This window comes from Lacisediminimonas profundi (genome assembly GCF_008831265.1).
GTDB classification, from domain to species: domain Bacteria; phylum Pseudomonadota; class Gammaproteobacteria; order Burkholderiales; family Burkholderiaceae_D; genus Lacisediminimonas; species Lacisediminimonas profundi.
Genome location: NZ_VTTH01000001.1, coordinates 726,445 through 739,776, shown reverse-complemented (window position 1 = coordinate 739,776; position 13,332 = coordinate 726,445). Strand labels below are relative to the sequence as shown.

The 13,332-nt window shown below is 61.8% G+C and carries 11 protein-coding genes; 5 read left to right on the top strand and 6 right to left on the bottom strand.

Going from position 1 to position 13,332, the window contains the following annotated elements; all coding sequences use genetic code 11:
• Window positions 1–292: 292 nt before the first annotated feature.
• The 4 genes from FVE66_RS03310 to FVE66_RS03295 all read right to left on the bottom strand — a co-directional run bounded on the left by FVE66_RS03310 (window position 293) and on the right by FVE66_RS03295 (window position 5,702).
• Window positions 293–1,291: a Bug family tripartite tricarboxylate transporter substrate binding protein gene (locus FVE66_RS03310; protein ID WP_151445937.1), complete on the bottom strand. Its 999-nt coding sequence runs from the start codon at window positions 1,289–1,291 to the stop codon at window positions 293–295.
• A gap of 188 nt (window positions 1,292–1,479) precedes the next feature.
• On the bottom strand, window positions 1,480–2,124 hold the full coding sequence (locus FVE66_RS03305; protein WP_151445936.1) for a c-type cytochrome: 645 nt from the start codon (window positions 2,122–2,124) through the stop codon (window positions 1,480–1,482).
• Window positions 2,105–3,301, bottom strand: a complete 1,197-nt coding sequence (locus tag FVE66_RS03300) for a PQQ-dependent sugar dehydrogenase (RefSeq protein ID WP_241672991.1) — start codon at window positions 3,299–3,301, stop codon at window positions 2,105–2,107. Before FVE66_RS03300 ends, FVE66_RS03305 begins: the two co-directional genes overlap by 20 nt.
• A gap of 307 nt (window positions 3,302–3,608) precedes the next feature.
• On the bottom strand, window positions 3,609–5,702 hold the full coding sequence (locus FVE66_RS03295) for a TonB-dependent receptor family protein (RefSeq protein WP_241672990.1): 2,094 nt from the start codon (window positions 5,700–5,702) through the stop codon (window positions 3,609–3,611).
• Window positions 5,703–5,846: 144 nt separating this feature from the next.
• On the opposite strand from FVE66_RS03295, the gene FVE66_RS03290 reads away from it, so the two are divergent.
• Both FVE66_RS03290 and FVE66_RS03285 read left to right on the top strand, forming a co-directional pair.
• Window positions 5,847–6,191: an antibiotic biosynthesis monooxygenase family protein gene (locus FVE66_RS03290; protein ID WP_151445934.1), complete on the top strand. Its 345-nt coding sequence runs from the start codon at window positions 5,847–5,849 to the stop codon at window positions 6,189–6,191.
• 303 nt (window positions 6,192–6,494) lie between these two features.
• Window positions 6,495–6,698 (top strand): hypothetical protein, encoded by a 204-nt coding sequence (locus FVE66_RS03285; protein ID WP_151445933.1) that lies wholly within the window; start codon window positions 6,495–6,497, stop codon window positions 6,696–6,698.
• Between the two features lie 21 nt (window positions 6,699–6,719).
• On the opposite strand, the gene FVE66_RS03280 is transcribed toward FVE66_RS03285, so the two are convergent.
• Window positions 6,720–8,744 carry an oxidoreductase gene (locus FVE66_RS03280; RefSeq protein ID WP_151445932.1) on the bottom strand — a complete coding sequence of 675 codons (2,025 nt, stop codon included), beginning with the start codon at window positions 8,742–8,744 and terminating at the stop codon, window positions 6,720–6,722.
• 269 nt (window positions 8,745–9,013) lie between these two features.
• Here FVE66_RS03280 and FVE66_RS03275 point away from each other — a divergent pair, with 269 nt between their 5' ends.
• Complete coding sequence (locus FVE66_RS03275) at window positions 9,014–10,258, top strand: GNAT family N-acetyltransferase (protein WP_151445931.1); 1,245 nt, start codon at window positions 9,014–9,016, stop codon at window positions 10,256–10,258.
• A 267-nt stretch (window positions 10,259–10,525) separates the two neighbouring features.
• Here the strand turns inward: FVE66_RS03275 and FVE66_RS03270 are convergent, their stop codons facing one another.
• Window positions 10,526–11,656 (bottom strand): ATP-grasp domain-containing protein, encoded by a 1,131-nt coding sequence (locus tag FVE66_RS03270; RefSeq protein WP_151445930.1) that lies wholly within the window; start codon window positions 11,654–11,656, stop codon window positions 10,526–10,528.
• 322 nt (window positions 11,657–11,978) lie between these two features.
• Between FVE66_RS03270 and mscL the strand changes: the two genes are divergently transcribed.
• Entirely contained in the window at window positions 11,979–12,386 is a 408-nt protein-coding gene (gene mscL / locus FVE66_RS03265; protein ID WP_151445929.1) for a large conductance mechanosensitive channel protein MscL, read from the top strand.
• Window positions 12,387–12,522: 136 nt separating this feature from the next.
• Window positions 12,523–13,314 (top strand): glutathione S-transferase family protein, encoded by a 792-nt coding sequence (locus FVE66_RS03260; protein ID WP_151445928.1) that lies wholly within the window; start codon window positions 12,523–12,525, stop codon window positions 13,312–13,314.
• Window positions 13,315–13,332 lie beyond the last annotated feature (18 nt).

Genomic DNA, 13,332 nt, shown 5'->3' with positions numbered 1-13,332 from the left:
GTCTGATATTAACCGCCCCGGCAGATTTAGTCAGCATACTGATCAGTTCAGATTATCGGAGCCTTGAGATGCTGTCAATGCCGGCGCGAACTGCCAGCGCAGCATGCCACGCCGCGAACCTGCAAAAGGCGGCGCGAATGCTGTGGTGAAGAACGTTGTGGAAAAGAACGGGAACCGACTGGAGGCTAGAGGATGGCCGGCGGCCGGCGCCTGGAATCCGGCCCGGCGGGTGACGACAGAGGCCTTTCGCTGCTCTCGAACGCCTCAAATCAACGACGCCACGTGCGGCCCGTCAATTCACCGTCACTTTCGCTGTACGGATGACGGTGCCCCACTTGGCCGCATCTTCCTTCATGCGCGCAGCCATTGCCTCTGCCGTCCCACCGAGCGGCGCCAGCCCAAGGCCTTGCAGGCGCTGCCGGACATCGGGCATTTGCAGGATCTGGTTGACCTTCTCGTTAAGGGTTGCCACCACGCTGTCCGGCGTGGCAGCCGGCGCCATCAGCACGAACCAGCTGGAGAGATCGGAATCCGGCAGGCCCGCCTCCTTGAAGGTCGGTATGTCGGGCAGGTTCGGGAAACGTGCCGGTCCGCCGATCGCCAGCAGGCGCACTCGCTTGCTTTGCATGTGCGGCAGCGCCGGGCCATAGTTCTCCATGCTGAAATCCACTTCGCCCTGTGCCAGCGCGGCAACTGCCGGACCGCTGCCGCGCAGCGGTATGTGGTTGGCATTGAAGCCGGCGTTGGACTTGAGCCATTCTGAAGCCAAGTGCAATGTGCTGCCGGCCCCGGCCGAGGAATAGTTCATCGCACCATTGGCAGCCTTGGCGGCCGCGATGAATTCGCGCGCATCGCGGGCAGTGGACTTTGGCCCGACCGCCAGGAACACCGGCACGTCGACCACGCCGGCAACCGGGCGCAGGTCGCGCGACGCGTCATACGGCGTCTTGTAGAAATGAGGATTGTTGATCAGGGAGCTGGTGCCCAGCAACAGCGTGTGACCATCCGGTTTGGCGCTGACCACATGGCCAGTCCCGATCTGCGAATTGGCGCCGGCCTTGTTCTCGACAATGACGGCCTGCTTCAGCGAATCGGACAGCTTCTCCGCCAGCACCCGGGCTGTGATATCGGTCGCACCACCGGCAGCGAATGGCACGACGATGGTAACGCGCCCGGAGGGGTATTGCTGCGCATGCCCCGCAGTGGGAGCCGCCATCCATGCGCTGGTGGCCAGTACAGCAGCCAGGAGTTTCGAGGTAAAACCATGGTACTGCTGCTTCGCTGCGGACATGCCTATCCTCCCTAAAAGGGTTGAACGGAAAAGCTGGAATCTGCGCAATCAGGCGGATGCAATCAGTCGGATGGAATATTAGCTTGTTGGAACGAATTTGCACAGATGTGCGAAAAAAAACGCTGGGCCGCACATTCCGGGCCAGCGTTTTTCTGATCGATGAGAGGATTATTTCGGATTGTTTCGGATTATTTCGTGGGGACCTGGGCCAGGAAATGCGCAAGCGCGGCAATGTCATCGTCGCTGACGCCGTACAGCGTGGCAGCCATGATGGTGTCGCGGCCGCTGGTCTGGTTGTCGCGAAACTGCTTCATCGAATATCCGAGATAGTCCTCGCGCTGGCCAGCCAGCCGTGGCATCTGTTCGCGGCCCTGGAAGGTGGCCAGGTGGCAACTGCCGCAATGCAAGCGTTGCGCCACTTGCTGCCCGCGCTCGAACTGCGCCGCGCGCCGCTCGCCCACAGGTTGCGCCGGTGCCTGTTCGCTGTAGTAGCGTGCCAGCGCGGTAATCTCGCTGTCCTTCACGCCATCGAGCAGGCCCTGCATCTGCGGCACGCGGCGCAGGCCTTCGCGGATCATGACCAGCTGGGTTTCGACGAATACCGCCGGCTGGCCGGCCAGCGAGGGGATGTTTGCCAATTCGGAACGACCGGATGGGCCGTGGCAGGCCGCACAGGCAGCCAACCGGGGCAGAGCGCTGGCGCCCTGCCCCGGTTGCTGTGCCTGCACTTGCACTGCAATCCCGAGCGCTGCGGTGAGCAGCAGCGCCTGGAACGACTTCAGTCCGGCTGCCCGGCATGCCGGGCGTACTGCATTACTTCTTCGGTTTGGCATAAGAGATGCGGTAGATCGCGCCCAATTGCTCATCCGAAACCAGCAGCGAGCCATCACGCAACTGCTGCAGGTAGGCCGGACGGCCCCAGAACTTGTCGGTTGCCGGGTCAAGGAAGCCGGTGATGAAAGGCGTCACCTTGGCGTTCTTGCCGTCCTTGGTAGCGGTCACGGTGACCACGTCATAGCCGAACTTCTGGGTGCGGTTCCATGAGCCTTTACGAGCGATGAACGCGACATTCTTGTACTTGGCGGGGAACATCTTGCCGGTATAGAAGCGGATGCCCATGTTCGCCGCATGCGGTCCCATGTTGGTCACGGGAAGCGTCACGCCGTCGCAGGCACCGGGCTTGCCGACGTCACGGTCGACGATGCCACTGGAATGGCAGTACGGGAAGCCGAAATTGAGACCGGACTTCGATATCCGGTTCAGTTCATCTTCAGGACCGTCGTCGCCCATCCAGTCGCGGCCATGGTCGGTGAACCACATTTGCTTCGTCACCGGATGCCAGTCGAAACCCTGGGTGTTGCGCACGCCGCGCGCTACCACTTCCATGCCCGAGCCGTCCTTGTTGTAGCGGCGGATCTGCGCGTATTCCGATCCCGGCACGCAAATATTGCAGGGCGCGCCGAATGGCACGTACAACTTGCCGTCCGGACCGAACTTGATGTACTTCCAGTTATGGTGCTGTTCCTTCGGCAGGTTGAATGCCGTGGTCATGTCGACCGGCTGTGCAGCCGGATTCTTTGTAATGCCATCAAAGCGCAGCGCCTTGTCGATCGCAATCACGTACAACGAACCGTCCTTGTATTCCACGCCGGCTGGCTGGTTGAGCTTGTCGACCACCACACGGCTGGTGCGCTGCTTGCCGTCGTCGGTAATCTCGTAGACGCGCCCAATCCCGCGCGTGCCGACGTACATCTTGCCGTTGTCGGCGAGGGCCATGGCCCGCGCGCCCGGAACACCGGTAGCCCAGACTTCAGCCTTGAATCCCGGCGGCAGCTTGAGCTTGTCGATCGGTATGTCGGAGGCCGGCGTGACGGTCAGCTTGCCGGCATGCGGCGCCAGCGGCGATGCGCCGGTGCGGCCCTGGGCCCAGATCGGCGCAGGTGCCGCAGGCGCTGGGGCTGCGGGTGCGGCAGCGGCGCGCGCTGGCGCCGCAGCCGGGGCGGCAGCCACAGGTGCTGCCGGTGCAACAGGTGCCGCAGCAGGTGTAGTGACAGTGCCTTTCTGTGCGCAGCCGGCAAGCGCGACAGCAAGGGCGGCGAATGCAAGGGCGGACGACCCCCTTGCGAAGGATGAAGCGACTGGGCGCATTTCGTCTCCTGACGTTATTGTTAGAAATTCGTTGCCTAGGTGCAACGAATCGGTCGATGGTACTGAAGGGATCCCTCAGCGTCAATCTTGTCGGGATCCCCGGACTGGTCTGCTTCGCCAGGTCAAACAAAAGCGGCAAAGGATGGGCCCTGCTGCCGCCAGTCCTGGTTTACAAGGCCGTGCGCAGGCCGACAAAAAAGCTGCGCCCGGGCGCCGGTTCGTAGAACCTTCCGTTTCCATCATTGACGATCACCGATCCTGCATAACGCCGGTCGAGCAGGTTATCGATGCGCGCGAACAGCATCGTACGTCCGCGGCCGGCAGGCAGCTCGATGCCGGTTCGCAGGTTGAACACGGCAAAGGCCGGCGCCGCATCGCTGTTGATGTCATTGACCCAGGTCTTGCTCTCGACGCGCATCTCGAGTGCGCTCTGCATGCGGCCGTGATGGCGCATCGACACTTCGGCGGCCAGCGCGTGCAAGGGTACGCCCGGCAACCGGTTGCCGCTGGCGATCGTGGCTCCTTGGGCATTGGTGTAGGCGCGGCGGAAGCTGGCGTCGACCAGCGTGTAAGCCAGGCGCGAATTCAGCCCGTTCCACTGCGCCTGCCAGGCTGCCTCCAGGCCGCGCCGCTCGACGTCGTCGACGTTCTGGTACACGGTGCGGCCAGCCACCACTTGCGACGGCACGATTTCATTGTCGCTGCGCGCGGTGAACAACGCGGCTTCGAATGCATGCCGGCCGCGCTTGAGCTTGAGGCCGATCTCGCCCTGCTTGCTGGTCGACGATCGCAGGGAAAAGTTCGGCCCGCTTCCGACCGCGCGGTAAGCCGCTTCGGCCAACGTAGGCGTTTCAAACCCCTGGCCCAGGTTGGCATAGACGTTCAGATCGTGGCTGGCATGCCAGACTGTTCCCAGCACCGGGCTGGTTTGCCGGTACTGCACGCTGCCGCTGTCATTCGGATTGCCGCCGACGATGAAGTAATCGTCCACCGCCAGCCGTACCCGGCTGGCGCGCACGCCGGCGATCAATCGCCATTGCGGATGCACGGCCCAATCCATCTGGCCATAGGCATCAAGATTGCTGGCTTCGCCGTTCTCGTCGCGCCGCAAGGTGCCGGGCGTGCCGCTGTTGTTATCGAAGCCCTTGCGGCGCTCACGCTGGCGGTCGGCATCGATGCCGGCCGTCCAGTTCAGCGGCAAACCGTTGACCCGGGTCTTGCGGCTCCACGCCAGGCCGATGCCGCCATAGCCGCGATCGAGATCGACAACCCCGTTATTCTGGAATGCCAGCGTCTGGAAGATCTGGCGGGTGCCGGCGTACGCACGCGCATGCAGCGTATCGATCGCCGTCAAGCGATGCTCCAGCACCACGCCGCCTTGCTGCTGTTCGATGCTCTTGCGGGTATCGAAGGTGTTGGCGCCGGCGAATACCTGGCGCGGATTGGCGAGGTACTGGGCGCGCGTCAGCCCGAGCGGATCTTGTGTCATCGGCTGGTGGAACCAGTTGTAGATGCCGGTAATCGATGTCGCCTCGGTCGGGCGGGCCACCACTTTCACATTGGCCTGCGTGCGCTGCGCGGCGCTGTGGTCGCGATAGCCGTCGGTCGAAAAATGGGTGACGTCGATCAGCCCGGCCAGTTCCTTGCTGCCCCCGGACAGCGAAGCGCCGACCTGGCGCTGGCCATGACTGCCGGCGCCAGCGTTGGCGGTGAAGGATGGCGGCGCCGCCGGGTCGCGCGTGAAAATCTGCACCACGCCGCCGGCGGCATTGCCGTACAACTGCGCCAGCGGACCGCGCAGCACCTCAATGCGACTGGCCGAATTCAGGCTGGCAGTGGCGGCTTGTCCCTGCCCGTCCGGCATGGTGGCCGGTATGCCATCGACCAGTATCCGCACGCCGCGCACGCCGAAGGTGGAGCGAGTGCCGAAGCCGCGCACCGACAATTGCAGGTCCTGGGCATAATTCTGGCGGTCGCGCGCCTGCAGGCCGGGCACGGTGGACAGCAACTCCGAGAGGTTGACCAGCGGCCGCGCCTGATTGCCTGGATCGACGCTCACGGAACTGATGGCAGCGGGAGCGTCGAAGCTGGTTTGCTCGCTGCGGCTGGCGCTGATCACGACTTCTTCCAGCTGGCGCTCGTGGGCGAATGCGGGCGGCACGCAAGCAGCAAACATGGCCAGCGCTACCCAGCGCACAAGTGGCGGGCGGCGAAGATGTCGCGGCCCTGCTACTGCTTCAGCAAAAAAAAATACGGACCGCATGTGTCTCCCTCTCATTATTTTCGTCACAATACCAGACCAAAGCTCAGACCAATACGCCAGTCCAATACGCCACACCAATACGCCAGACCGATACGGCAATCAAATGCAGCGCCGGGCCGGCCGGCTCTTCCCGAGGAGATTCACATGATCGCAGTGCTGTTTGAAGTCTGGATGGATCCGGAACAGAAAGATGCTTATCTCGCCATTGCAGCCAGTCTGCGCGAGGACCTGCAGCACATGGACGGCTTCATCTCGGTTGAACGCTTCCAGAGCCTGGTGGACAGCAACAAGCTGCTGTCGATGTCATTCTGGCGCGACGAGGAAGCAGTTGCCGGCTGGCGCAAGCTGCAGGCACATCGCGAGGCACAGGCGATGGGCCGCAACGGCATTTTCACTGGCTACCGGCTGCGGGTTGCGGCCGTCCTGCGCGACTACGGCATGGACGACAGGCAGCAAGCCCCGACCGACAGCCGGGAAAGCCACGGCTAAGCTTTGCCACCTGCTGCCGGCCGGCAGCATTCAATACCGCAAGCAGTTCCCGACCTTGCAGCTGCATGGCCACTCCAGCACGCCATGGAAACGCTCCGGCACAGGGGCTTGGGCACCAAGGTCGAACGCATCGAATGCGGCGAATCCATTCGGCCCCAGTGGCATGCCTTGACCTGGATCACGCGCTACGAGCGTGCGCTGCGTACCATGGACACGCATCGACAAGGATCGCGGCCAGCCACGACGGCAAGTACCGTCCGCGGGCTGCCGCCGCATCACAGGTTCGCTTCCCGGAGTGTCGTCATGAAAGCAATATCGGCATTTGTCCTGTCACTGATCCTTGCCGGATGTGGCGGCAACGACGCCAGTTCGGTCGCCTTCATTTGCTCCGACACCTCGTTCAACCGGACCGGGCTGGATCCGGCTACCACCTGCGGCCAGACGGCGGCGTCCAGCGACACCACGTCGACTGCGGCCGTCGCGGCGACAACCCCGACCTCGAAATAATCGTTACGCCGCCTGCGCTGCCTACAACGCAACCGCGAGCCGCGTCGCCTGGTCAATTGCCCGCAACGCATCCAGTTCGGCGGCGACGTCTGCACCGCCGACAAGCCGCACCTTCGCCCCGCGCGCCATCAGTTCGTCGTACAGGCTCCGCTCCGATTCCTGGCCTGCGCACAGGATCACGCTGTCCACCGCCAGCAACTTGCGCTGGCCACCCTCGGTGAAATGCAGCCCCTGCTCGTCCACCGCGTCGTAAGTCGCACCCTGCACCATGCGCACCCCGGCCCGCTTCAACTTGGCCTTCAGTATCCATCCGGTTGACTTGCCAAGCCGCTTGCCGAGCGACTCATCCTTGCGTTGCAGCATGGTCACTTCACGCGCCGGCGGCTCGCCCTGACCGCCATGCGCCAGCAGGCCGCCAGGCGTTGCAAGAGACGTGTCCACCGCCCACACCTGCATGAAGCGTTCGGGCGATTCTGACTCCTTGCGCTCGCCCACCAGGAATTCGGCCACGTCGAAACCAATACCGCCCGCGCCGATGATTGCCACGCGCGGCCCGGGCCTCTTCCGGCCGGATAGAACGTCGATGTAGGACATCACTTTCGGATGGTCCACGCCCGGAAATCCTGGGATCCGGGGCCTGACCCCGGTGGCAACGATGATCTCGTCATAGCCGCCATCGACAAGCTGCGCCGCCGTTGGCGCATGGCCGAGCCGCTGATCGACCTGCAAGGCCGCCAGGCGTGTCTTGAAATAGCGCAGCATTTCGTTGAACTCGTTCTTTCCGGGCACGAGCTTCGCCAGGTTGAGCTGGCCACCCAAGGCAGCGGCAGCTTCGAACAGCGTCACCTTGTGTCCCCGCTCGCTGGCATTGATGGCGAAGGCCATCCCGGCAGGACCACCGCCCACGACCGCGATGCGCTTTGGCTGGCTGGCCGGCTGGTCGGAAAACTCGATCTCGCGGCCCGCGCGCGGATTGACCAGGCAGGTCGCTGTGCGCTCGGTGAAAATCCGGTCCAGGCAAGCCTGGTTGCAGGCGATGCAGGTATTGATATCCTGCGGCCGGCCCAACCTGGTCTTGCGGGCGAAGTCGGGATCGGCAAGCATGGGGCGCGCCATCGATACCATGTCCGCCACCCCGGATTCGAGCAGTGCTTCCGCGCCCTCCGGGGTATTGATCCGGTTCGACGCGATCACAGGTATACCTACTGCATTCTTGACGTTACGGATCGCGAAAGCCCATGCCGCCCGCGGCACCGGCGCTGCCATGGTCGGCACCACCGATTCATGCCAGCCGATACCGGTATTGATGATGTTGGCGCCGGCTTGCTCGACCCGGCGCGCCAGCGCGGCGACCTCCTCGCCATTCATGCCGCCGTCGACCAGGTCGACCGCCGATATCCGGTAAATGATGATGAAGTCCGCGCCAACGGCTTGGCGCACTGCCTTGATCACTTCCAGCGCAAAGCGGATCCGGTTCTCGAAACTGCCACCGAATTCATCGGTCCGCTGATTCGTGAAAGGCGCCGTGAACTGATTGATCAGATAGCCCTCGGACCCCATGATCTCGACGCCGTCATAGCCGCCTTCCCTGGCCAGCATGGCGGTGTGCGCAAAGTCCCTGATGGTCGTCCACACTTCGTCGGTGCCCAGCACGCGCGGCGTAACCGGATTGATCCTGGCCCGCTTGCCCGACGGCGCCACGCAGCCTTCAATCTTGGCGTAGCGCCCGGTGTGCACGATCTGCATGGCGATCTTGCTGCCGGCCTGGTGAACTGCGGCCGTGATCGCGCGATGCTCGGCCAGTTGCCCGGCATCGCACAGCAGCGGTCCGCCGGGCTCGAAGATTCCATCCGGGTTGGGCGCATAGCCACCAGTCAGGATCAGGCCCGCTTCGCCCTGTGCGCGCCGCCCGTAAAACGCAGCCAGTCGCTCGTTCGGACGGTCAAGCGTCTCCAGCCGGGTATGCATGGCTCCCATCACAAACCGGTTGCGCAGGCTGGTGAAGCCAAGATCGAGGGGCGCCAACAGGCGCGGGAATGCAGGCATGCTCGTCTCCATTTTTTTGTCTGATGAAGGATTTTACTTGCACCAGGAAAAGCCTGGTGCAACACGTAAATTCAAATGCCATGGCGAATCATTGACGGTAGTCACGACCAGCATCCATGCATCGAAATAACATTCTGACAAGAGATGTTTCACTCCGCCAAGTCCAGTGGGCGGGGGAAGCCGAAAGAGGAAGTCACTCCAACCGCCTGCCCGATGAGGCGCCATGGCCCCAAGGCGACGGCGACTGATTCTGGGCGTCAAGGAAAAGCATGGAATCAGATTACCTGTTTGCGGACGCACCGAATGCACCCGATGCGACCAACGTGTTGACGATGAAGCCCAGGGCCGCGCGCTTCCATTCGGAAAGCGAGACGATAGTTACGGTCCTCCAAAGCCCTGTTCCAGCATTTGCCGAAGCGGAACTGATCCGTCTCTACAACAACCTCTATTCCTCCATTGCGCAGTTCAGGGTGCACGGATGCCTTGAAGGCGCATTCACCTTCATCGCCAGTCAAGGCAAGGAGCCGACCTCGATTTTCCTGTTCCGGATCGACAAGCACAAAGCCAGCGTTCTCAACAACGGGATCCTGGTCGGTCAGAAGGAAGTTCGCCGCTTCGCTGACGCTGTCTTTGCGAAATTCCCTGTTGTCGACGTTATCTCGTTCCATGCGGTACAAACTGTTGTGGCCGATGTCCGCCGGCTGGGATTTCCAACCCAGCGCTTCAATCATTCGGAAGACATCGTCGCCACGTTGCCGGCCAGCGAGCAGGAATACCTGGACAGGCTCGGCAAAAGCACGCGCAAGAACGTCCGCTACTATACGAACAAGGTAAAGCGCGACTTCCCCTCCTGGCAATACCAGTTGGTCGAGAAGGGACAGGTCAGCGAGCAGCATATCCGCGATATCGTGCAACTCAAGCGCGCCAGCCTGGCGCGCAAGGACGCGGTGTCCCCCATCACCGAAGCTGACGTCCAGCTGATCATCGCGCTGGTCCGCGAATGCGGCTTCGTCGGCGTCGCCACGATAGATGGCAAGGTGTGCGCCGGCTCCATCGGATATCGGACAGGCAGCGGGATTTTCGGCAGCATCGTCGCGCACGATGCGCGATACGACCAGTACTGGATCGGCATGCTGTGCTGCTATTCAACGATCGTCAAAGGCATCGCCCTCGGATGCACCGAATACCACTTCCAGTCCGGGCGCGACGAATACAAATACCGGTTGCTGGGCGAAAGGCGGGATCTCGACGATCTGACGGTGTATCGGTCATGGGGTCGCCTGCTGCTAAATGGCGATACCGCACTGAAGGCAGCCTTGGTCGGCTATTCGCGCAAGCTGAAAACGTGGCTGATCGATGCGGCCAACACACAGGCTGGCGGCTCATGGCTGCTGGCAAGACCAATTGCGGGCTATAAGAAACTGAGGAGAATCTGTACCGAAGCCATCAGGCGCCCAGACTCCGCATCGAAATCCGATGCAAGCGCCAACCGGGAGCCGACCAATCTTGCGTAGGCGTCGCTCGACTGGCAGCCAGCTGCGTGGACCTGCGAATGTTTCGAACGCCTCCTCCCGCTCAAGGTCTGATCCGTCCCCACATCCTGATCCATGGCGTAGTCCGACGCACGCCACGAACGCTCCCACCCTTTCAAGGGCTGAGCATTACCCACATCCTGATTAACAGCGCAGACCGGCGCACGCCATGAATGCTCCCTCCCTTTCAAGGGGAGGGAGCTACAAAGTCGATCGGCCGTTGCCGCTCTCTGATATCCGATCCCGCAATCAAGCCGTTTGATAGGAAGGCGAACTGCGGCGCAGAGTCGTTCTCTTGCGCAGATGGCGCACGCCGCTGGCCGACAAGGCCATCGCGAACTGGCCCAGGGAATAGGGATCGAATGTCTTCGCGCGCAACAGGCGCCCGCGATAGCCGGCGTCCCCTGCCAGGCTCCTCCATGATGACGGCTGCAAGGCCGGATGCCGGGACGAAGCGCCACCCGTTGTCAGTTGCAGGGCGCCGCCCGGAGCAGACGTGGCTGCGACGCTCTCCTCCACGAAATTCAGACCGCACATTACCGACGCTGTCAGCGATGCCCAGAAGCGCGGATTGGCTTCGATCAAATAGACCAGTCCGGTATTCCTGTCGATCCGCGCGTCGATGTGCATGACGCCGTTGTATGCACTGCGGCCGGGGATCTCGAGCGCGATCGTTTCGAGATATGGATTCGGCACGAATTCGATTCTGGACCCGACCACCTGTTGAACGGCAAACGCCGACAGCACGCCTTGAACCGACAGCAGGCTCAGGTCAATGTCGGTGCCGTCAATGTAACGCTGAACGATCAGCGAGTCGTAATCGTAGCCGCTGTTGGACAGGATGCCAGTTTCGAAGTCGTGGCGGCTGGTGATGATCTTTACGCCCATGGAACCGGCCATGTTGGTGGGCTTGACCACGAAAGGAACCGAAAATTCGGCAGCGAGCGCATCGTAATCCAGCTTGTCCTTGCTGCCGAAATACCGCGTGTCCGGCACCCGGAATCCGTGCTCGCTACAGAACTGGTGAAACAGCCATTTGTCGTCGAATGTCTCCAGCGTTTGCGGCTCCGGGATCGGCGCAATGTCGATCTGCAGCCGGCTCAGCACGCGGTTGGTCAGGCGCACGCCATCGCAGTCGACCGCCAACAGCTTCGCCCCCGGAAAGTCCTTTGCAAAACGGTTGACCATGCCGACAAAAGCCTCGTCGCTGCTTCCATCAAAACGAATCGCCAGCCTTGCCGTGCACAGGTTCGACCATCGCAACGAATACGTCTCGTCATCGCCGATCACGACCGTGGTCGCATCGGTGAAACTCCGGATCGCCTGCAGCACGGCGACGACAACGTATTTGCTTTTTCCGACCACGAGGAAGCTTTGCACGTTTGCCTCATTTCGTTTCGAGTTGTCAAATTAACTACCAGATCTGGAAGTTACTCCGGGCAAGGCCGGAAGAATTGACGGGCAACAATTTCCGGGTGTCCGGGAATTATCTTTTGTCGGGGTCGCTACCGATCTGCTCGACGCAAGAAGAGAGCGATCGGACTTGCTGCCAGGTCAGCGTGTGCTGCAGGCGCTCCAGGTGGATCAGGAGAATCGTTGACCATTGTCAATGTCATCAAATTCCGGTCGCGCAACATTCAAACTTGGATTCCGCGTCGCGGTCCGGACTTACGCAGTTAAAAACCCACGAAGGAGACATCGCATGGGCATGGCTAGCGAGTTCAAGGAATTTGCCCTCAAGGGCAGCGTAATGGACCTGGCGGTGGGCGTGATCATCGGCGCGGCGTTTGCCAAGATCGTCGACTCCCTGGTTGGCGACATCATCATGCCGCTGGTCAGCCGCGTTTTCGGTGGCCTGGACTTCAGCAACTACTTCATACCCTTGGCGGGACAGACCGCCACCACGCTGATCGAAGCCAAAAAGGCGGGAGCGGTCCTGGCCTACGGGAATTTCATCACCATCGCCATCAACTTCGTCATTCTTGCCTTCATCATTTTCATCATGATCAGGCAGGTGAACAGGCTGAAAAAAGACACCCCTGTCGCCCCGGCAGCGCCGCGCGAGGAAGTGGTGCTCTTGCGGGAGATTCGGGACGGCCTGCGCAGATAAGCGCTGCACCAGCGAGGAAAATGCACCTCCGCCACGGTTCGGATGCCGGGAGCAGGACCGATATGGGATCAGGAAAAGTATTGACGGAAATATGAGGGTACTCTTTGCCTTCTACCCCATATACCCGGCCCTATCCATGACCCAGCTCACCGTCTATCACATCCCCGTCTGCCCCTTCTCCCAGCGACTGGAAATCCTCTTGTCGCTCAAAGGGCGTCGCAGCGAGCTTGATTTTCAAGTGGTTGACATCACCCGGCCGCGAGCCGACTGGCTGCTGCAAAAGACTCGCGGCACCACCGCCTTGCCGGTCCTGGAGACCGCCGATGGGCGCATCCTGAAGGAAAGCCTGGTCATCCTGCAGTACCTGGAAGACATCTATCCGGAGCCAGCCGTCGCCCAGCGCGACCCGTACCGGCGCGCCGTCGAGAACATGCTGACGCGACTGGAAGGCGAATTCGGAAACCATGGTTACAGGTTCGTCATGAATCAGGACCCGGAGCGGCGCGATGCACTCAGGGACGGCATGCTGAAACAATATGCACGGTTGAACGACTTCCTGATGGAGCACTCACCCGCCGGGCCCTATCTTTTCGAGCAGTTCGGCTGGGCCGAGGCCGTGTACACGCCGCTCTTCATGCGTTTCTGGTTCCTCGACTACTACGAGGATTTTGAATTGCCCGACGAAGATCGCTATGCGCGGGTACGAGCATGGCGCGACGCCTGCCTTGCCCACCCGGCGGCCCAGCAGGTCACACGGGAGGAGATCGTGAAGCTCTACTACGACTACGCAAAGGGAGCCGGCAACGGCGCTTTGTTGCCGGGCCGCACGCGATCATCCTTCACATTCGACAGCGACTGGCGCGAGCGTCCGTGGCCGCCCCGGAACAAGTACCAGCACAGCGCGACGGACGAGGAACTTGGATTGTGATGGGTGCCCCGGTTCGAT